At 59.0% G+C, this 20,716-nt stretch carries 18 protein-coding genes and 4 pseudogenes; 19 read left to right on the forward strand and 3 right to left on the reverse strand.

Going from position 1 to position 20,716, the window contains the following annotated elements:
- Positions 1-589: pseudogene (locus tag CHB75_RS10965) on the forward strand (DDE-type integrase/transposase/recombinase); the annotation flags it as partial.
- Positions 590-859: 270 nt separating this feature from the next.
- Here the strand turns inward: CHB75_RS10965 and CHB75_RS10970 are convergent.
- A complete protein-coding gene (locus CHB75_RS10970) occupies positions 860-1,888 on the reverse strand; it encodes a LacI family DNA-binding transcriptional regulator (RefSeq protein WP_089270597.1) in 1,029 nt (342 codons plus the stop codon).
- Between the two features lie 322 nt (positions 1,889-2,210).
- Here CHB75_RS10970 and CHB75_RS10975 point away from each other — a divergent pair, with 322 nt between their 5' ends.
- The 12 genes and pseudogenes from CHB75_RS10975 to CHB75_RS11030 all read left to right on the forward strand — a co-directional run.
- Positions 2,211-3,491, forward strand: a complete 1,281-nt coding sequence (locus CHB75_RS10975; RefSeq protein WP_089270598.1) for an amino acid ABC transporter substrate-binding protein — start codon at positions 2,211-2,213, stop codon at positions 3,489-3,491.
- A 69-nt stretch (positions 3,492-3,560) separates the two neighbouring features.
- Positions 3,561-4,304: an ABC transporter ATP-binding protein gene (locus CHB75_RS10980; RefSeq protein ID WP_089270599.1), complete on the forward strand. Its 744-nt coding sequence runs from the start codon at positions 3,561-3,563 to the stop codon at positions 4,302-4,304.
- A complete protein-coding gene (locus tag CHB75_RS10985) occupies positions 4,304-5,032 on the forward strand; it encodes an ABC transporter ATP-binding protein (protein ID WP_089270600.1) in 729 nt (242 codons plus the stop codon). Before CHB75_RS10980 ends, CHB75_RS10985 begins: the two co-directional genes overlap by 1 nt.
- Positions 5,033-5,046: 14 nt before the next feature.
- Positions 5,047-5,925, forward strand: a complete 879-nt coding sequence (locus tag CHB75_RS10990; protein WP_089270601.1) for a branched-chain amino acid ABC transporter permease — start codon at positions 5,047-5,049, stop codon at positions 5,923-5,925.
- Positions 5,925-6,977 (forward strand): branched-chain amino acid ABC transporter permease, encoded by a 1,053-nt coding sequence (locus tag CHB75_RS10995; RefSeq protein ID WP_089270739.1) that lies wholly within the window; start codon positions 5,925-5,927, stop codon positions 6,975-6,977. The genes CHB75_RS10990 and CHB75_RS10995 overlap by 1 nt, the downstream gene beginning before the upstream one ends.
- Before the next feature lie 4 nt (positions 6,978-6,981).
- Entirely contained in the window at positions 6,982-7,758 is a 777-nt protein-coding gene (locus CHB75_RS11000; RefSeq protein ID WP_089270602.1) for a glutathione S-transferase family protein, read from the forward strand.
- A 60-nt stretch (positions 7,759-7,818) separates the two neighbouring features.
- Positions 7,819-8,775, forward strand: a complete 957-nt coding sequence (locus tag CHB75_RS11005) for a dioxygenase family protein (RefSeq protein WP_089270603.1) — start codon at positions 7,819-7,821, stop codon at positions 8,773-8,775.
- Positions 8,768-9,514, forward strand: a complete 747-nt coding sequence (locus CHB75_RS11010; RefSeq protein WP_089270604.1) for an SDR family NAD(P)-dependent oxidoreductase — start codon at positions 8,768-8,770, stop codon at positions 9,512-9,514. Before CHB75_RS11005 ends, CHB75_RS11010 begins: the two co-directional genes overlap by 8 nt.
- Complete coding sequence (locus tag CHB75_RS11015; protein ID WP_089270605.1) at positions 9,514-10,392, forward strand: beta-keto acid cleavage family enzyme; 879 nt, start codon at positions 9,514-9,516, stop codon at positions 10,390-10,392. Before CHB75_RS11010 ends, CHB75_RS11015 begins: the two co-directional genes overlap by 1 nt.
- 25 nt (positions 10,393-10,417) lie before the next feature.
- On the forward strand, positions 10,418-11,422 hold the full coding sequence (locus CHB75_RS11020) for a quinone oxidoreductase family protein (protein ID WP_089270606.1): 1,005 nt from the start codon (positions 10,418-10,420) through the stop codon (positions 11,420-11,422).
- Between the two features lies 1 nt (position 11,423).
- Positions 11,424-11,765: a cupin domain-containing protein gene (locus CHB75_RS11025; protein ID WP_089270607.1), complete on the forward strand. Its 342-nt coding sequence runs from the start codon at positions 11,424-11,426 to the stop codon at positions 11,763-11,765.
- Positions 11,766-11,975: 210 nt separating this feature from the next.
- Positions 11,976-12,092, forward strand: a pseudogene (locus tag CHB75_RS11030) (transposase); the annotation flags it as partial.
- 237 nt (positions 12,093-12,329) lie between these two features.
- Here the strand turns inward: CHB75_RS11030 and CHB75_RS22040 are convergent.
- A pseudogene (locus CHB75_RS22040) lies at positions 12,330-12,736 on the reverse strand (transposase); the annotation flags it as partial.
- A 75-nt stretch (positions 12,737-12,811) separates the two neighbouring features.
- Positions 12,812-13,316 (reverse strand): annotated as a pseudogene (locus CHB75_RS22485) (DUF1028 domain-containing protein).
- A gap of 79 nt (positions 13,317-13,395) precedes the next feature.
- On the opposite strand from CHB75_RS22485, the gene CHB75_RS11045 reads away from it, so the two are divergent.
- From CHB75_RS11045 to CHB75_RS11070, 6 genes are all read left to right on the forward strand, one after another.
- Complete coding sequence (locus tag CHB75_RS11045; RefSeq protein ID WP_089270609.1) at positions 13,396-14,247, forward strand: MurR/RpiR family transcriptional regulator; 852 nt, start codon at positions 13,396-13,398, stop codon at positions 14,245-14,247.
- A 264-nt stretch (positions 14,248-14,511) separates the two neighbouring features.
- Entirely contained in the window at positions 14,512-16,071 is a 1,560-nt protein-coding gene (locus CHB75_RS11050) for an ABC transporter substrate-binding protein (protein WP_245840903.1), read from the forward strand.
- Positions 16,072-16,126: 55 nt separating this feature from the next.
- Positions 16,127-17,050, forward strand: coding sequence for an ABC transporter permease (locus CHB75_RS11055; protein WP_089270610.1), 924 nt, complete (start codon positions 16,127-16,129; stop codon positions 17,048-17,050).
- A 2-nt stretch (positions 17,051-17,052) separates the two neighbouring features.
- Complete coding sequence (locus CHB75_RS11060) at positions 17,053-17,919, forward strand: ABC transporter permease (RefSeq protein ID WP_089270611.1); 867 nt, start codon at positions 17,053-17,055, stop codon at positions 17,917-17,919.
- Positions 17,916-19,610, forward strand: a complete 1,695-nt coding sequence (locus CHB75_RS11065) for a dipeptide ABC transporter ATP-binding protein (protein ID WP_089270612.1) — start codon at positions 17,916-17,918, stop codon at positions 19,608-19,610. The genes CHB75_RS11060 and CHB75_RS11065 overlap by 4 nt, the downstream gene beginning before the upstream one ends.
- Complete coding sequence (locus CHB75_RS11070; protein ID WP_089270613.1) at positions 19,607-20,542, forward strand: DUF6963 family protein; 936 nt, start codon at positions 19,607-19,609, stop codon at positions 20,540-20,542. The genes CHB75_RS11065 and CHB75_RS11070 overlap by 4 nt, the downstream gene beginning before the upstream one ends.
- Positions 20,543-20,716 lie beyond the last annotated feature (174 nt).

The following is a 20,716-nucleotide window of genomic DNA, read 5'->3' on the forward strand; positions in this document are numbered from 1 at the left end:
GGCGATTTGCAAGGCAAGTCTGCCGAGAGGGGGCTTCTTCCACATCGACATCGCCGAGGTTCAGACGGTGGAGGGCAAGCTCTATCTCTTTGTGGCCATTGACCGGACCAGCAAATTTGCAGTCACGCAACTCGTGGAAAAGGCGGATCGCAAGACCGCGTGGGAGTTCCTCGAACATCTGCTCAAGGCCGTCCCATATCGCATCCACACGATCCTGACCGATAACGGCATCCAGTTCGCCGAGCAACCTCGCAACCGAAACACAGCATATTCGCGCCAGATGCGCTTCGACATGATCTGCGAGGCAAATGGGATCGAGCACCGACTGACAAAGCCAAACCATCCGTGGACGAATGGCCAGGTCGAGCGGGTGAACCGAACGATCAAGGAAGCGACGGTGAAACGATACCATTACGACAGCCATGATCAGCTGCGCACGCACCTCACCGACTTCCCGGCAGCTTACAACTGCGCCCGCAGACTCAAGACTCTCAACGGGCTCACGCCTTACGAATACATCTGCAAGATCTGGACTTCAGAGCCAGATCGATTCATCACAAATCCGATCCACCAGATGCCGGGACTGAACAGGGGTCAATTTTCAGTGCCTATTGACACCCACTCCCGCCTCGCCTGGCAGACGCCCGCCGCCTTCGCACAGACCTTGGTCCAGCAACGGGGCCCGACGCTGCGCAATCCGCAAAGCTCTGCCCCAGCCCCCGTTGCCCAACCCGCCCAAATGGGCAAACTCAAACACAGAGCCACACTCGGGCTGGATAGAAGTTGGAGGCAACGTCAATACCTTTGCACCGATCATACCAAGAAACCTTGGGATCAAACATCCTGGCCGCACCTCAGTTCAAGCCTGCCTTGGCACGGCAACACTGTCCCGTTCGATCAAGAGCACCGGGAGGATGGTTTCAATGGGTACATCTTCGCCATGGCCCGATAGGATCGAGGCCATGTGTCTGGCCGCAACGGCTCCTGCTTCAAACTGCTGAATCCTCACGGTTGTCAGGCGCGGAGGGATCATGTTGAGGAAGGGCATATCGTTAAAGCCAGTCACCGATATGTCTTCCGGGCATCTCAGCCCGACGGTCCGAAAATGATCAATTGCCCCTAGAGCGAGACGGTCGTTCGCGCAGAGGATCGCTGTCGTGCCCGGATCTCTGATCAATATCTCTTCAGCGGCACGGCGTCCGTCCACTTCGTCAAACTGGGCCGCTTCCACGATTGTCAGATTTTCGACATTCATACCCCGGATTGCGGCGGAGGCACGGAAAGCGTCCAGTCGGAGTTGACCTGTTGAAAGATTTCGCGGGCCGGCAAGATGCGCGATGTGCCGGTGTCCTTTGTCATGAAGCAAGGAAAATGCAGCTTCGATGCCCGCCGCCTCGTCGTTGATGATATAGGGAACGCGGGTGCCTTCGATCTTGCGGTTGAGCGTGACAACAGGCAGGCCGGCCTCTGCCGCCTTGACGATTGTCGGATCGTCCAGAAGGACCGCGGTATGGATAATGCCGTCCACACCGCGGTCTTGAAGGATCTCCACCAGCCGTTGTTCACGACCTCTCTGACTGTCAGTGTTCACGATGATCGAGGCATATCCCAGTGGCTCCAACACGCTTTCAATACCGCGCACGATGGGCGGAAAAATCATGTTCGTAATGTCGGGGATCATGACGCCAATGGTCATGGTCTTTTGGGTTCGCAGGCTGGAAGCAATTCGATTCGGGCGATAGCCAAGCCTGTCAGCTGTTTCCCTGATACGCAGGACAACATCATCGGTCAGAGGAGTTTCGCGCTTGGGGTCCAGGGCGCGCGAAACCGTCGAGACATGAACACCGGTAGCAACTGCTATGTCTTTGAGAGTAATGCGCTTGTTCATCGGTCCGCCTGTACTTCCGTTTGTCAGTATAGCGGCTCTGGCGGGGAGGCGCAAACGATTGCGTATTTTACGTTGACGCAAGTTCAGGTGGCCGTTAACGTTTGTGCAATCGATTGCGCGATTGCGGCTTCGCGGGCCGTGATCCGGGATCGAAAAGGGGAGAGAGAATAAGAGACATCACGGCCAGGCAAGGCGCCCATTCTATGATTTTTTCATTGATGGCGGCAAGCGATCAACTTGCATGGCGTCAGAAGGCATCCGGAGGCACTTTCTAAGCGAGCACGCAATCGATTGCGTAATAATACATCAAGGGAGGAAAGATATGATTATCAAACACCTGCTCAATGCGACTGCATTGGCGGCCCTCATGGCTGCGCCGGTTGCGGCACAAGAAGGGCCGATCAAGATAGGCGCATCGTTGCCCTTGACCGGGAACTTCTCGGTCGCCGGATCAAAGCACCAGCAAGGCTATGAGCTTTGCGTGGGCCTGATCAACGAGCGCGGGGGGATTTTGGGCCGCCAGGTTGAACTGATCGTATCCGACAACCGTTCAGACCCGGCCACCGCGATCAACCAGTACGAACGGTTCATCAACGTGGATGGTGTTGAAGCAGTCTATGGCACCTTTTCATCGCGGCTGACTTTCCCAGTCGCCAGCATTCTGGCCAAAAACGGATTTGTGCATCCGGTTCCGGCCGGCGGGGCGCTGCGCATTTACACCCAGGGACACAAGAACATTTTCTATTTCCAACCGAACGCCGCTGAATATGTCGGCGCGTCCCTTGCCGGTGTCCTCAAAGACCTTGTCCCAGCCGACGCCGCGCCCAAGTCCGCAGCGATTATCTCGGCCGACGACTTCTTTGCAAATGGTGTCTGGTCCGGTCTGATGGGGGAAAAGGTCATGGATCCCGCCGATGGCAGCGAAGTGGCTGATTTGGCACCGGGTTATCTGGCCGACAACGGTATTGAGGTGGTCTTCTCTGAAAAATGGCCGGAAGAGGGCTTCAGCGACTGGCTTAACCTTGCAAATCGGGTCAAGCAATCCGGCCCAGACATGATCATTGGCCTGACGGCATCTGCCGAAGAAGCCGTACAGTTGACCCGCGCCTTCAAGACCGTGCGTGCAGAGGCTGATCTGGTCTATCTGAGCCAGGGCACGCAGGCCGAGTTCGCTGAAGGTACCGGCGAAAGCAGCAATGGCATTCTTATCCACACCTCTTGGCATAAGGACGCGCCGTTCGAAGGTTTGCTGGGAGGCGAGCCCTTTTCGAACGCTGATTATGTGGCGGCCCACCAAGCTGCCTATGGCGCAGTACCAGACGAGGACAGTGCAATTCCCTTTGCCGTTTGTCAGGGCATTGAACAGGCGATGATCGGTGCAGGTAGCACCGACAATGCCGCCATGGGTACCTGGCTGAGCGGCCGGAGCAAAGACGATCCGGTTCGTAGCATTTTGGGGCGGTTCAATTGGGACGACACCGGCCTGCCCGCAGACAAGCCCTTCCTGATGACACAGTGGAACGGCGGAGAGCTGCAGTTTGTCTATCCGACCGATGAATTCGAAGGCGTGAATCCTATGACATATCCAAAGGGAAGCTTCTGATTTTTCCCTGAACTCCCGGGTTTGGTCAGGCCAGACCCGGGTTTTCCATACAATGTGAAAGGACAGCCAATGCTGAAGGTAAACGGCCTTTGCAAGTATTTTGGCGGAATCAAGGCGGTCGATGGCTGTACGTTCAACGTTGATCGCGGCTCAATTACAGCTTTGATTGGACCCAACGGCGCCGGCAAGACAACCGCCTTCAACTGTATTAGCCGAACGGCTGCCCCGACAAAGGGCGAAGTCTGGCTCGATGGCGAACGGATCGATCACCTGCGCCCGCACAAGATCACCCAAAGGGGGTTAAGCCGAACGTTCCAGATCAGCCGCAACTTGGCTGATATGACCGTGCTTGAGAATGTAATCTGTCAGTCCAAGATTGGCGGCTGGCGCGATCTTATGAAGCCCGCAATGTCGACCCAAGAGATCGACAAGGCAATGGGAATACTCGATTTCCTGGGTATCACGCGCATCGCCTACGAGGACGGATCGAACCTGTCTTATGGCCAGAAGAAACTTATGGATCTGGCAGCGCTTCTTATGAGTGACCCAAAGATCATCCTTTTGGACGAACCCGCCGGCGGCGTGAACCCGACGCTGTTGGAAGAGATCGTGGGCCATATCCGCAAACTGAATGATCAGGGAATGACTGTCCTGATCGTCGAACATAACATGGATCTTATCATGCGCCTGAGCCACAGGATTGTTGTCATGGCACAGGGTAAAGTGATTGCCGAAGGCGAACCTGCCGAAATCCGTGAAGACCCCCTCGTCCTGGATGCCTATCTGGGCGGCGTTCTGGAGGATGCAGCCTGATGTCGCAACTTCTTGAAGTCACAAGCCTTACCGCTGGGTACGACGACGGCCCAGCTATTCTGGACGGCGCGCATCTCACAATCGAACCCGGCAAAGTGCATTGCATCATCGGGCCTAACGGGGCCGGTAAATCCACCCTGCTCAAGGCCATTTGCGGAATGTTGAAGATCCGCCAGGGCGACGTGAAATTCAAAGGTGAAAGCCTGAAGGGTCTTCGACCCGATCAGATATTGCGCAAGGGCATCTGCTTTGTACCGCAGGAACGGGCCTTGTTCCCCAAGATGACTGTCCGCGAAAACCTGCGAATGGGCGGGTATTCTCTGGCGGACAAAAGTGGTCTGGAACGCGCGATCGACGAGATCGAAGAACGTTTCCCGATCCTGAGGGAACGCCGCGACCAGCACGCCGGTACCATGTCCGGGGGGCAGCAGCAAACACTGGCCATGGCCCGCACGCTGATCATCAGGCCCGAAATCGTCATGCTTGACGAGCCGTCTCTGGGTCTGGCCCCCAAGATCGTCCACGAGATGTTCGGCATCATGAAGATGATGGCATCCGAGGGCATCACGATCCTGCTGGTAGAGCAGAATGCGCTGATGGGATTGAAGAATTCGGACTGGGGCGTCGTGCTGGACCTTGGCAAGACCCTGTTTGAGGGGCCCGCCCCCGAGGTTCTTGCAGATCCGCGCATCCAGGAACTTTATCTCGGCGGCAAAAAAGCCGCCTGACCCGGAGAAAGCCGATGGAACAGATTGTCCAAACACTCATTCTCGGAATTGCGCTTGGCGGCGTCTTTGCCTTGATGGGATCCGGCCTGAGCCTTGTATTCGGGGTCATGCGGATCGTGAACCTTGCCCATCCGTCCCTGATTATCGCGGGGGCCTACGTGACCTATTGGGGCTTCAAACTCTGGGGTATCGACCCTCTCGTTATGCTGCCCATTGCGGCGATCATTTTGGCGGCAATTGGGGTGATCCTCTACAAGCTGGTCTTTGAGAAAGAGGCGAAATCGGCCAAATACTCGGAAATGACAGTCCTTTTGACCTTTGCAACCGCAATGATCGTCGAGGGGGCCTTGGGCGGAATGTTTACCAATACGCAGCGGGTCACCTCGCCGGACTATGCGACTGACGCGATCTTTTTCGGCAATGTCTTCATTCCGACAGGACAGCTCTATGCCGGGCTGGCCTCGCTTGTGATTATCGGGGCTTTGGCGCTGTTCCTGAAACATTCCCGCTTTGGCAATGCCATACGGGCAACAACGCAAAACCGTGACGCGGCCGAGCTGCTGGGGGTGAACGTGAACTTTGTCGGGATCATGAGTTTTGCAATCGGGATCGGCCTTGCCGGCGCCGCCGGATCGCTGGTGTCCTTCGTCTTCTCTTTCTTCCCAGCCAAGCATTGGGAATGGATCGCGGTCCTGATGTCCCTGGTCGTTCTTGGCGGAATGGGGTCGATCCTAGGGACGGTACTGGCGTCGTTCATGCTTAGCATCGTTGCTGCATTTGTTGGGGCATACTTCGGTTCGACCTGGTCATCGATGACCTTCTTCCTTGCCCTTTTTCTCATCCTGCTCGTGCGACCTCAGGGATTGTTCGGCGAAAAACCGGAGCTTGCATGATGACCATCCTGACAGAAACCGCGGCCGCAGACGCGACCTCTTCGGTGCTTGCGGCAAGAAAGGCGCACAACGCCAAGCTATCCGCAAACGCAGACAAGAAACGCGCGGTCTGGTTCCCGATTGCGTTCCTGGCCGCGTTGTTGGTGCTGCCGGCGTTGCAGTTTACCGGCAACTACAATTATGTCCTGCATCTGGTTCTGTTCACTGCGTGCTACGTCACTATGGCGTCGGGGTGGAACATTCTGGGTGGCTTTACCGGATACATCAGCCTTGGCCACAATGTGTTCTTTGCCATTGGCGGCTATTTCGCCGGGATGATCTTTGCACGGTACGGAATTTCGACGATTATCCTGGCTCCATTTGCCGGGCTTCTTTGTGCCTTCGTGGGCTATTTGATCGGAAGCGTGACGCTCAAAACCCGCGGTCCAAGTTTTATCATTTCGTCGCTGGCCCTTGTGATGATCGCCCGCATCCTGTTTGACCACTGGCAATTCGTTGGCGGCGCGAACGGGGTCGCACTCAAGTCCAATGATCTTTCGGTCGAATGGGCCAAGTTACCTTACTATTATGCCTTTGTTATCCTTGCGGCTTTTTCTGTGTGGGCGTCCTACAAGATCAAACATTCAAAGTTGGGTCTCGGCTTGCGTGCAATCTCCAAAGACGAGATCAAGGCCGAAAGCGCCGGGATTGACACCCGCACTTACAAAGTTCTCGCTTTTGCGGTTTCTGGTGCCTTTGTTGGCATGGCAGGCGCAATTTGGGGTGAATACCTGACCTACATCCGCCCGAATATCTTCCTGATCATTCTGGTCAGCGTAAATATGGTTCTGATGTGCATTCTTGGCGGAAAGGGGACGATTGCTGGTCCGGTCATCGGGGCGATCCTGATCATTGCCTTCAATGAATTGTTCGTCGCAACCCTGGGCGCGTCAGAGCTCAACATCCTCGCGACCGGCGTTCTGATGGTTGTGGTGCTGTTGTTTTTCCCGCTCGGGATTGTCGGAACGCTCGCACGCCATCACCGGTTGCCGCGAATCCTGAACTGGGACTGAAGCCATGGCATTCACCCTATACAGTGCGCCCCAATCGACCTGCTCGCAGCGTGTGCGCTACACGCTGCACGCCAAAGGGACGGCTTTTGTTGAGAAAAAGCTTGATCTCTTTGCGGGTGATCAGTTGAAGCCAGAGTATCTGACGATCAATCCCAACGGCGTGGTGCCTGCGCTGGTCCACGATAGGGCAACGGTGATCGATAGCACGGTGATCATGGAATACCTGGAAGATATCCTGCCGGATACGGCGCCGCTACGACCGAAAGATCCGATCGAGGCGGCGCGGATGCGGGCGATGATCCGCTTTATCGACGAGGTGCCATCGTCTGCGATCCGGGTGCCGTCCTACAACCTCGCGTTCCTACCGCACTTTCAGGCGATGACTGAGTCTGAATTTCAGGCGCTTGCGGACAGCAAGCCGCTGCGCCGGGAATTCCTGATGAAAATGGGACAGACGGGTTTTCCCAAGGCTGACATGGACGAGGCGCTGGGAAGGCTTCAGCGCGGGCTGGACCGGATGAACCAATGGATAGGAGAAAGTGGCGGTCCATGGGTGATGGGGGCAAACATGACCTTTGCCGACATCGCCGTAATGCCGGTGATCGTCCGCATGGCCGATATCAATCTTGATCACATGTGGACTGACAAACCGCTCGTGGCGGCATGGTTGGAGGCTATCCGCGCCACGTCGCCCTTCAGGCCGACATACTACCACGGGTCGCTACTGACCGAGAAATATCCGCACCTCGCCAAAGCCGACAAAGAGGCCGCGCCGACCTGAAGGTTTCACGACCAATCCAGAAAACGCGCAGCCGCTAGAAACACGAAAAATGAGGCCACTATGGACAATCATGAACAACAAGATCCCGCGCTCACCAATCTGATCATCTCTCGCGAGGATCAGGTGACGCCAAAAGTCCTGAACGCGATGGCGAACACCGATGATGCGCGGTTGAAGGAGCTTATGACGTCTCTGGTCCGTCATATGCACGCTTTCATTCGCGAAGCCCGCCCGACAGAGGAAGAGTTTGAAGCAGGACTGCGCTGGATCACCCGTTTGGGTCAGCTGACCGATGAAAGCCACAACGAAACCGTGCTGGCCGCTGATGTTTTCGGAATTTCAACGCTGATCGACCTGATCAACAACGACGGTATGCAGGGCGAGACGATGTCGGCTTTGCTTGGGCCATTCTACCGTGGCGAAAGCCCGACCTGCGCGTTTGGCGAAACCATTGCGCGATCAGATACGCCGGGTGCGGAATTGTACATCAAGGGCCGCGTCCTCGAACTCGATGGCTCGCCTGTCGAGGGGGCAACGTTGGATATCTGGCAGGCCTCGCCGGCGGGGCTTTATGAAAATCAGGATCCTGATCAGGCCGACTATAATCTGCGCGGGGTCCAGATGACAGGCGCGGACGGGTGTTACGAGTTTCATTCCGTGCGTCCCGCAGGCTACCCCGTCCCGACCTTCGGCCCGGCCGGGGATCTGCTCAAGGCGCAAAACCGGACACCCATGCGGCCGGCGCATGTGCATTTCATCGTCGCGGCCCCCGGCCACAAGACCCTGATCACGCAGATATTTACAGACGACGACGAAGCAATGGCTATGGACGTTGTTTTTGGTGCAAAGACGCAGATCTGCGGTGATCTGGTAGAGCACACGGAACCGCTTCCCGAATACCCGAACGCCAAGGTGCCGTTTTTCACCTGCGAATATGACTTCATCTTGAAGCCAGGCGAGCCGTCTTTTCCGATCCCGCCAATCAGCGGCAAGGCAAAGGCGGTGGCACATGTCTGACACCTTGAGGGGCAAGATTGCGGTTGTCGTTGGCGGCTCGGGTGGCATCGGCGCTGCGACCTGCGAAAAACTGGCCCAAGCGGGTGCAACCGTCGTTGTTGGCTACCGCTCGCGGCGCGAAACGGCCGAAGCGCTGGTCAAGAGCTTGTCAGGGACTGGCCACACGGCATTGCCGATCTGCGTCACCGACACGGCCAGCATCACTGCATTTCATGCCGCGGCGGTTTCGCGTTTCGGTCGCACGGATATTCTGGTGAACGCTGCCGGAACAACAACGCCGGTTGGGCACAAAGATCTGGACGGTCTGACAGATGAGATCATTGATGAGGTCTTTGCCTCCAATTGGCGCGGGGTCTTTGCAACGATCCGCGCCTTCGCGCCTTTGCTGAAGACCTCGGGGCAGGGTGTCATCATCAACGTCTCTTCGATCGCGGCCTACAAAGGGTTCGGCTCGTCTATCGCCTATTGCGGCGCAAAGGCAGCGCTCGACTCCATGACACATACGCTTGCCCTGGCATTGGCACCTGAAATTCGGGTCCTGTCCGTGTCGCCCGGTATGGTTGCCACGAACTTCGTACCCGGGCGGACCGAGGCGGAGATCGCAAAGGCTGGCGCGGCAACACCGCTCGGCCTTGTGGCGCAGCCCTCGCATGTCGCTGATACGATATACGCTGCAATTGCGCATATGCCGCTTTCGACCGGCATTCGGATCGCAGTCGATGCAGGGCGGGGTCTGTGATGCAGCCCAAGGTCATCATGACCTGCGCAGTGACGGGAAACCTTGCCACGCGTGAGAACCATCCGGGCCTGCCCGCCACACCCGAAGAAATCGCCACCGCCTGTCTTGAGGCGGCGGACGCCGGTGCGGCCATTGCGCATATCCATGTCCGTGACCCCAAGACCGCCGCACCTTCAATGGATCTTGCCCTCTATACCAGGGTGGTAGAGCTGATCCGAGCCCGGAACACCGGGCTTATCCTGAACCTGACAACCGGCCCCGGCGGACGTTATGTGCCATCTGACGACAACCCCGCCGTCGCAGGGCCTGGCACAACACTTTTGCCACCTGAAAAGCGTGTCGAACATATTGCTGCGCTCAAGCCCGAGATCTGCACGCTGGACCTCAACACCATGAACTCCGGCGGTCAGGTGGTGATCAACACGCCGCGCAACGCCCGGATCATGGCAGAAATCATCAAAGATGCCGGGGTGAAACCCGAAATCGAATTGTTTGACACAGGCGATATCGGCTTGGCCAAGGACATGCTGAAAGATGGCTCCATCAACGGGCCTATGCTGTGTTCCATCGTAACGGGCGTCAAATATGGTTTGCCCTCTACCCCTGACGCGCTTGCGACAGCGGCTCGGATGCTTCCATCCGGCAGCACCTGGACCGGGTTCGGGATCGGGCGAATGGCCTTTCCAATGCTGGTGCAATCCTGGCTGCTCGGCGGTCATGTTCGCATCGGCATGGAGGACACCAGCTATATAGGGCGCGGCCAATTGACAGCGGGCAATGGTGAACTGACAGACCGCGCTCGCGACCTGATCGAAAAACTGGGCGGCGAAATCGCGACGCCCGACGAAGCACGCGCCCTTTTGGGGCTCCCCTCATAGTGAATCCAGAAAGGAGACGTCTCCAATGAACATTCGAACCAAACCGAAAACAGGGCCGGCATTGCGGGTCGACGAAAAATCTACCGACCTTGATGATCTCAGGATCATTCTTGACGAAGCTATTGTCCCGACCCCGGGACCGGGTCAGGTCCTGGTCGAAATAATTGCAGCGGGGGTGAATCCGTCCGACGTGAAAGCGTCGCTCGGTCATATGCCGCATGCAGTCTGGCCCCGGACGCCGGGCCGTGACTTTGGCGGCATCGTCCGCGAAGGTCCTGCGCATTTGATAGGCATCGAAGTCTGGGGCGGCGGCGGCGAACTCGGTATCACGCAGAATGGCAGTCATGCCAAGTGGATGGCCCTGCCACAGGCAGCCGTTCGGGCCAAACCCGAGAATTTCAGCTTCGAAGAAGCCGGATCAATCGGTGTGCCCTTTATCACGGCATTTGAGGGCCTGCGTGAGGCGGGCGGCGTTCAACCTTGGGACAACGTGTTGGTTTGCGGCGCGAACGGCAAGGTGGGACAGGCGGCCATCCAATTGGCATCTATGGCGGGCGCCCGGGTTTTTGGCGTCGAATACCAACCGATGGACTATCTTGGCCATTCAAATGGGGAGATCGAGATGTTCGACAGTTCCTCGCAGGACGTCGCGGCGCTTGTGCGTGAAAAGACGGGCGGCCATGGCGTGGACATCGTGTTCAACACCGTCGGCAGCCCCTATTTCGAGATTGCCAACAATGCCATGGCAAAACAGGCGCGGCAGATCTTTATCTCTACCTTTGATCGGGCTGTTGACTTCGATATCTTCAATTTCTTCCGGGGAAGACACAAATATCTGGGTGTCGACACACTTGCTCTGGACAGCGTTTACGGTGCCAGGATTTTCGACAAGCTCAAGCCCAAGTTTGAGAGCGGATTGCTGAAGCCGTTCCCGATCAACCCGGCCACTGTGTATGGCCTTGCGGATGCGGCAAAGGCCTATGCGTCCGTCCTGCGCTCTACCCCCGACCGCGTCATCTTGAAGCCTTAAGATGCAGATCACACGCGTAACCGATGCCCGCAGCTATCAGGCCCCGGAGCATTTCGACATGGCCTGCCTGCGTCTTCAAGGCAAAGACGCGAGCGCGGCAAAATCAATGTGGATGGGGATGTCCCATTTGCTGCCAGGCGGTCACACATCACTCAAAGCGTCACCGCAAGAGAAACTTTACGTTGTGGTCAGCGGTCACGTGACGCTTAGCAATGGTGAAAAGGATGTCATTCTGGGCCCCTTGGATTCATGTTTTTTTGCAGCGGGCGAAGGCCGTGCCCTGAGAAACGAGACCAACCTTCCCGCGACGATCCTCTTGGTTATGCAGGAAACTCCAACTTGAGGGACACGGATGTGAACATCAAATAGACGTGGCTTTGAAACTGGCGCTCTGTCGTGCTGGCTCCGGCTCGATGTCCAGCGCGCGGGGCTTCCCGTTTTCTGCACTGAGGCGCACCAAGTTCACCGCCCGCAGGAGGGAGGGTAATCCCCCCTAAAATTAGTGGTGTTCAAAAGTAGAATTTTCTCGGCAAGATGTCTGAGGAGATTTACGATGAAGAACGGACGATTTAGCGACGCGCAGATCCTTGCGATCCTACGCCAGCCAGAGGGCGGTGTGCCGGTGGCTGAGCTGTGCCGCGAGCACGGCCTGAGCCCTGCGTGCTTCTACATCTATGGATGTCTCTCCCATTGCAAGATTTTCGCTGATCTGTTCCGCCGCCAAGCCCCAGGTTGCAAACATCTATCCGGCGTCACCGGTTGATGGTGCGCCCAAATGGGAATTCCGCGTGGTGAGCCTCAACGAATGGTCGGCCTCATCGGGCCATTATAAAAGTCAGATTCCTCACACACCGGAGGTTGCCGGTCGGTCCATTTCTTTGGTCGTCTTGCAATCCTTGTTGCGCGCTCAGGCTCGGGCGCGGGACTCCTCGTTTCTGTTGAACATAACCCAGATGATCCGGGCGTTCTTGTTGGCCACGTCACGCTGCAAGCGTGCCTTCGTCACGACGATGGCGCGGTTCATGCCACGTCGTTCGCGGAGGTTGTTGACCCATTGACTGAAGGGGTCTGTCTTTCGTTGCGCGACACGGACCACGGACCACGGACCACGGACCGGCCACCGTGGATAAGCAGGGTTCGCAGATGCCTGTCCCCGCGCTTGCTGATCCCCATGAGCAGCCTTTTGTCGCCGCTGGAATGCTGTCGCGGGACCAGCCCCATCGTCGTGCCAAAGGCACGCCTCCAGCGTGACGCCGCCAGATGCCGACCGTTCTTGAACTCCCGACCGTCGCCCACTGCGGCAACAACGGCGGTTACAGCAACAATGCTATCCCGGTGCTAAGTGTCGGCGTTGCGGATTATAGAGGCCATTGATGTATTCGATGATCGCTACCTCAGCTTGTCTGCGGGTATCACAAGCTTTGTGCAACAGAGTCGCGTAGCGCTGTAATCGATCCTGAGATTGATCGGCGGCTGGCTTGGTGAGAGCATCAGAATGGCTGCCGATATCACCCCGCGCTTGTCGCTGCCAGCGAATACACCGGCTTCGAGCGCACTCACCAAACGACTGGACATCGACCTCTGGCTGCCAAGGAACCCTGCGGGGCAGGCCTCAATGACACTTTCGTCTGTCAGCATATTGTCACCGACGACACAGTCCGTTGTGATGATCTGCGATGTAATCGGAACATTGCCATCCCCGGTAAATGCCGCGCGTCGCGACAGTTGCTGGCCCTCGGCCGCAACAGGCGCGGGGCGTCTTGCCTTGCGAGGCGGGCAGGCCCACCAGGGCGTCACCGCGCAAGACCCAGCCACCGACGCAAAGATTGCCCGTGGCCGCCGCCCCGCCGAAGATACCGCTTACCGGGTCGCGGACCAGAATAGGGAAGGTCATGCAACACCCCTGTTTACATAAGCCTGAAAAATTTGTTTCATATGGGGGTCAAAGTTGTCAATTCTGAAAGGCCGAGGATATGGAACCGGCGAGGCTGTCAGAGCGCATTTTAGAGGTTTTCGATGATCTGACTCGCGCTGAGCGCCTGCTGGCCGATCATTTTCTGGAAAGCCCGGACAGTTTGGCCATGCATACGGCAGAGCAGCTGTCCGAGATGGCGGGCGTGTCCAAGGCCACCACGGCACGGTTCTTCAAGCGACTTGGCTTCCCGAGTTTCAAAACCGCTCAGCGGATGGCGCGCGCCGGTGACACGGACACCGGCCAAGGCAAACGGGTGTTCTCGGAGCCGATCCAGCGACGAACAGGGCGCGGCGACCTTGCCGACCACCTTGCATCCGACGTGCAGAACCTGATCCGAACGATCGAAGGAATCCGTAGCGACGATCTGAACATGGCTGTGCTAAATCTCGCACGCGCCGAAAAGATCTGGGTGGTCGGTTTTGGCGACAACTACCCTCTGGCCCATTTCGCAAGAGCGCAACTGATCAAGATCAAGCCTGACATCCGGATGATTCCTATCGGCGGTTTCTCGGTGCCCGAGGAATTCGCCTCCATCCGGACGGCCGATACGGTCCTCGCGCTGGCGATTGGCAGGCGGTCGCGGACCTTTCGGTCGATCCTTCAGTCTGCCATGCTCGCGGGTGCGCAGACGATCACCCTGACCGACCACGTCAGCGCCGGTAATCCGGAACTGGCCCATGTCACCCTGCGCTGCCGCACCAACGGTCTATCCTATTTCGATTCGGTGGCGGCCCCCGTGTCGGTGATTACCTACCTGTGCATGGCCGTCGCGCAACGGATCGGGCAGACGGCGGTCGAACGGTTGCGCTACATCGACAGCATTCACACGGAATGGGATGATGCCGGGTAAGATCAACGAGTCCAAGCCGCTGATCCCGAACCCCAGAAATGCAAAGAAATCGTCAAAACTGAAATTAAACTCGACAACTCTGCTTTCTTTTTGACGCATCTGCTGCGGGTGCATAGCCTTTGTCGTGGGGTGACCCATCACACCGAACAACCGTACCGAAGCCGGGCGCCGGGGGTCGAACCCTGGTGCAACAGTGGGTGTTGCCCGCCTGAAATGTGCTTTCGGTCTCACGCACCAACAGTCCCACAGACAGGGAGAACGGACATGACTGAAATGCGAACAAAATCATGGCGGACAGCCGCAGCCATTGGACTTGCCGCCGGTCTCGCAGTGCCAGCGCAGGCCGCAGACATTGTCTGGGCGCGCTACGGCGATATTGACACGCTTGATCCGCACCGCGCGACCAGCACGCTGTCGCTTCAGGTCTGGAGCCTGATCTACGACACCCTTCTTGCCGTCGATGCCGACGGAAATCCGGTGCCGCATGTGGCCAAATCCTGGACCTCGAACGAGGCCGGAACTGAATACACCTTCAGCCTGCAAGAGGGTGTGATGTGCCATGATGGCACCCCGCTGGACGCCAGTGACGTGAAATACACCATCGATCAGGCGTTCAGCGAAACAACGCCCAGCGTCACCAAAGGCAGTTGGGGGCCAATCACCGGCGCAGAAGTTGTTGATCCCCTGACGATCAAACTGACGCTCGACACGCCTTTTGTCGCGATGATCCCGTTTCTGGCCGACAGCTTTTCCTCGATCATTTGCGACAGCAACGCCGATGCCGAAGGGTTCGGGACCACAACCGCCATCGGATCCGGCCCGTGGAAGCTGATATCCTGGACCAAGGGCGATCGGATCGTTCTGGAAAAGAACGCCGATTACACCAACTTCGGCAAGCTGGCAGACAACCCCGGCGCGCCCTATGAGGATGGGTTGATCATTGCCGTCGTGCCGGAACCGCAGGCCCGCTATGCCGCGCTGACCACAGGAGAGGTACACATCGCCGAACCGCCCTTTGACGATGTGCCCGCGATCAAGGATAGCGGCGATCTGAATATCATCGTGGCCGAGAACACCGGACAGAACGTGTTCTGGGAATTCGCCGCACATCGCCCCCCGTTCAACGACAAGCGGGCACGTCTGGCGGTGGCCCACGCAACCGACGCGGCGACGGCGATCAACCTGATCTACGGCGATCTGTCGATCCCGGAAATGTGCCCGGTCTCTCGCGGTGTCTTTGGCAACGATCAGGATTTCTGCGCCCAGTACCGTCCGGAATACGATCCGGACAAATCGCGGGCCTTGCTGGCTGAACTTGGCTACAGCGACGACAACCCGCTGGAAACGGCGCTTTTGGTCTGGACCGGCGGCAACCGTCAGAAACTGGGCGAGGTGTTCCAGGCGCAACTGGCCGAGGTCGGCATCAAGGCGTCGATCGAGATCATGGATATCGGATCGCTCAACGCCCGCGTCCGGCAAGAGAATGAAAACACCGAAGGCACCACGGGCAGCATGGATATGATGACCTGGTCCTGGTACGATCCGGACATCCTGTATGCCCTGTGGCACACACCGGGCGCCTATCGCGGCTATACCTCACCGGAACTGGATGCGATTCTGGATGAAACCCGCGTGCTGACGGATCCCGACGCCCGCAAGGCCAAGGTGCAGGAAGCATTCAGATACCTGCTTGAGAATGCGATCCACGTGCCGCTCTATACACCCGGCTGGGAATGGGTCTTTGCCGTCCGGCCCGAGGTCGAGGGCTTCAAGGTTGCGCCCTTCGTCTATCCGATCTTCAGCGATGTGAAAATCGGCGGCTGACACTGTCGGCGCCGCCCGGGCAGGGCGGCGCTACTTCGACTGCAAAGGACAGGACATGTGGCGTTTTCTGAGCACACGGATCGCGATGGGCGCGCTGACCATCTTGGCGACCACCGTGCTTGTCACCTTGCTTATCCATGCGGTGCCCGGCGATCCGGTCCAGATCATGTATGCCCAAAGCCAGGGCACGACCCCCGAACAAATCGAAGAGGTCCGCCGTTCTCTTGGTCTCGACCGGTCGATCCCGGTGCAATACGCGATGTTCATGGAACGCCTGCTGCAGGGCGATCTGGGCACTACCATCCGGGGCGGCCAACCGGTGCTGGATGTGATCCTGCAACGGCTTCCGAACACGCTGGTACTGGCCTGCAGTGCGATGTTCATTGCAATCGTGATCGGCATCCCGATCGGCTTTCTGGCGGCCTACCGCGAAGGTAGTCTTGTCGATACAGGCCTGATGATCCTGGCCATCGCCGGGATCTCGATGCCCCATTTCTGGCTGGGGCTGATGCTGTTGTTTTTCTTTGCGCTTGAACTGGGCTGGCTGCCGGTCAGCGGCAATGGGCCCCTGAACCTGATCCTGCCGGCGCTGACCTTGGGGCTGTCGAACGCGGCGATCTTTGCGCGCCTCACCCGGTCGTCGATGATCGACGTGATGCACCAGGATTTCGTCCAGACCGCCTATGCCAAGGGGCTGCCCAAGTCGCTGGTCTTGCGCCGTCACGTGCTGCGGGCGGGGTTTCTGCCTGTGGTCACCATGATGGGTCTGCAATTTGCCTTCATGATGGGCGGGGCCATTGTCGTTGAAAACATCTTCTCGTGGAACGGTGTCGGGCGGATGGCGGTCGAGGCGATCTTTCAGCGTGACTATCCGGTCATTCAGGGGTTCATCCTGACATTTTCTGTTGTGGTGGTGGTCGTCGCCATCGGGATCGACGCCCTGTACGCCGTGCTCGACCCGCGCATCCGGAGGGCCTGAGGATGACGTCGCTCACGGATATTCCGAACGGGTCCGCACCGCCGGGGTTCTGGCGCAGGATGGTGCGTTCGTCCAACGGCGTGGTCGGTCTGATCATCGTGCTTGGCCTGATCTTTTGCGCCGCCTTTGCCGATCTGCTGGCCCCCTACAATCCGGCCAGGATGGGCACCGGCGGGCGGTTTCTGCCCCCCGGCGGGAAATTCCTGCTTGGCACCGACGAATTCGGGCGGGATATGCTGTCGCGCATTCTTTACGGCAGCCGCCTGACCCTGCTGATCGGGGCCGTGGCCGTGGGGATATCGCTGACGGCGGGGATGCTGGTCGGAATGGTCGCCGCCTTCCGTCGCGGCTGGGTCGAGACACTCCTGATGCGCAGCACCGATGTTCTGTTCTCCTTTACTGAAACGCTGATTGCGCTGAGTTTCGTCGCGGTCCTCGGCCCCAGCCTGCAGAACGCGGTGATTGCTGTGGGCGTCGCGGCTGTCCCCTTTTATGCGCGCACCTGTTATTCGGCGGCGCTGGTCGAAACCTCGAAGCCCTATTTCGAGGCAAGCATTGCCGCCGGGGCCGCGCCGGGCCGTCTGGTGTTTCTGCATCTTCTGCCCAACGTCTTGCCGACCATGATTGTTGTGGCGACCCTTGGCGTATCTACCGCCATCCTTGCGGCTGCAGGGCTGAGTTTTCTGGGCCTTGGGGCGCAACCGCCGACTTCGGAATGGGGCTATATGCTGGCCGGATCGCGCGACTACATCAACCGGGCGCCCTGGCTGATGACCATCCCGGGGCTGGCCATCGCCATCACCGTTCTGGGTTTCAACCTTCTGGGGGACGGATTGCGGACCAGCCTTGATCCGGTGGAACGCCGATGAGCGCGCTGCTTGCTGTCAGGGATCTGTCGGTCACGCTGCGCTCGGGCGGTGAGGCGCGGATGCTGGCGCAGGACGTCAGTTTCGATGTGGCCCGGGGGCAGATCCTGTCCATCGTCGGGGAAAGCGGATCGGGCAAGAGCATGACCGCCAAGGCTTTGATGGGGCTGCTGCCGCCCAACGCCACGGTCAGCGGCGAGGCGTGGTTTCGTGGAGCGAACCTGCTGGCCAAAGGCAGCGCGCCGTGTCGTGGCACTGGGATCGGGCTGATCTTTCAGGAGCCGATGACTGCGTTGACCCCGGTGCTGACCATCGGGACTCAACTGACCGAAGCAATGGTTGTCCTGGGTCTTGCCGATCCCGCCGAGGCGCGTCGGCGTGCCATCGCGATGCTGGACCGGGTCGGAATACCGGCCCCCGATCGGCGAATGCGGCAATATCCGCATGAATTGTCGGGCGGGATGCGCCAACGGGTCATGATTGCGATGATGATGCTGCTGGAACCAGAGATCCTGATCGCAGATGAACCGACAACGGCACTGGATGTGACAGTGCAGGCGCAGATCCTCGACCTGCTGCGCGACATCGTGCGCGACACCCGGATCGGCCTGATCCTGATCACCCACGACATGGGCGTCGTGGCCGAGACGGCGCAGGATGTGCTGGTGATGAAGGCAGGCCGAACCATTGAGGCCGGTCCGGTTGCCCGGATCTTTACCGCGCCGTCCGCCCCCTATACCCGTGCGTTGCTGGATGCGGTTCCGCGTCTTGACAGGCCGGGCAGTTCCGCAGGGATGGTTGCGGGAGCCGCCGCCGGAAAAACGCTTCTTTCGGCAGGCCATGTGTCAAAGACATTCCATGCCCGCGCAGGTCTTTTTGCCAGCGGACTCGCGACCCGGGCGCTGGACGACGTGTCGCTGGACATCCGTCAGGGCGAGACGCTGGCGCTGGTCGGCGAAAGCGGCTCTGGGAAGTCGACCCTCGGGCGGGTGATCACCCGGTTGACCGATGCCGATCACGGCGCGGTGACGCTGGGCGAGGAAAACCTGCTGACCCTGAGGGGCAAGTCTCTGCGCGCCGCGCGGCGCAAGATACAGATGATCTTTCAGGATCCCTATGCCTCGCTTGATCCAAGACAGCGGATCGGCACAAGCATTGCCGAGCCGATCGCGATCCATACGACGCTGTCACGGGCGGAACGGCAGGATCGCGTCGGCGGCTTGTTGGCGCGGGTCGGTCTGACACCAGAGATGGCCGCGCGCTATCCGCACGAATTCTCTGGCGGACAGAGGCAGCGCATCGCGATTGCCCGCGCTCTTGCAGCCGGGCCGGTCCTGATCGTCGCGGACGAGCCGACATCCGCACTGGACGTCTCGATCCAGGCGCAAATCCTGGACCTGCTTGCGGATTTGAAACGGGAGGAGGGGCTGACCATGCTGTTCATTTCGCATGATCTGGCCGTTGTCCGGCAAATCGCCGACCGGGTCGCGGTGATGCGGCAGGGCCGCATTCTGGAACTTGGCCCGACCGAGGCTGTCTGGACCGCCGCCCGCCACCCCTACACCCGCGCCTTGATCGACGCGGCCCCGGTGCCCGACCCCACACGCCCCCGGGGTGTGCGCCGACCTGTGTCCGGCGATTTCGCCATCGGCGCGCTGCGCGAGGCCGCCCTGGGCCACTGGGTCGCGACATGACCATCGGGATTGCCGCCTTTGGTCCGAAATCGGGCGCCGGCGTGGTCGCGGGGCTGCGCGCTGTTGAACTGGTCGGGCGCGGCGCCATCGGCGGCTTCGTCAGTTTTGCCGCGCTCACCAACGACGGCAGGCTCTTGCGCGCCTCGACACAGACGGGCGGTGCAGGATCGCTCTTTGACGGCGCGGTGCCAGAGGAGATTGCCCTGTCGCCTCTGGCCGGCCTGATCTCGAGCGGCCCGAACCGGCCCGAACCCTTGTCGGAATTCGTCGCGGCCGAGCCGGGGGTGGGCATCGTGACCGGTCACAGGATGCCGCAGACGCCTGCGCCCGACGGTGTACCGCTAAACCTGCATGTCCTGCAAAGGATGAAAGACGGCGCCGACCCGCAGGCTGCCATTGACGCGGTGATCGCAAGGTACCCAGACATGGATGCAGGCTTTGTTGCCTTTTCTATGGATGGCAGCATCGGAATGGGAAACATGCCGACCGTGATGACGCGCGGCGATCACGGATCCGCCATTCTCAACGCACCCGAAACCAAAGCGCGTGTCGCAAGCATTCACAATGCCATTCATCCACATCGGCTGGTTGCTGCCGCCGCGACCGAAACCGCGCTGGACGCGATGCTTCGTCCGGATCCGCCCTCGCGCTGGATCGAAATCTCGGCTGGTGCGCCACTTTGCGTGTCCGAGCAGGCCCGGGTTGTCGTCGATGAAAATGGGGTCGTTGAACAGCTTTGTCATCCGGCGAATATCTACCTTTCGGGTGAATGGTCCGTGGGATTGGGGGATCGTGTGGCCGTTTTCGCGCAGGGGAAACAGATTGGATGGCTGGGCTACGAACCCTTCATGAAGGTGGTCAATGGCAAGCTTCAAAGTATCGATGGCAAGGATCACATGCATCTGCCCTTGCTTGACCGGGTACCCTACTGAACAGCTGCCAGGTGGTGTCGGTACCAAGCGTTCTTCGTCCGCACCACCAACCGGCATATGCCTTTGAGTGGATCGGTGCCATCCCAACATGCGGCAAACTCGACGCTCAGACCCTTGCAAGTAGCTGCGTACATGATTGATGCAGGCGCGGCGCTCCGGGGGCGAGACACGCCT

It is taken from the genome of Puniceibacterium sediminis (assembly GCF_900188035.1).
GTDB classification, from domain to species: Bacteria; Pseudomonadota; Alphaproteobacteria; order Rhodobacterales; family Rhodobacteraceae; genus Puniceibacterium; species Puniceibacterium sediminis.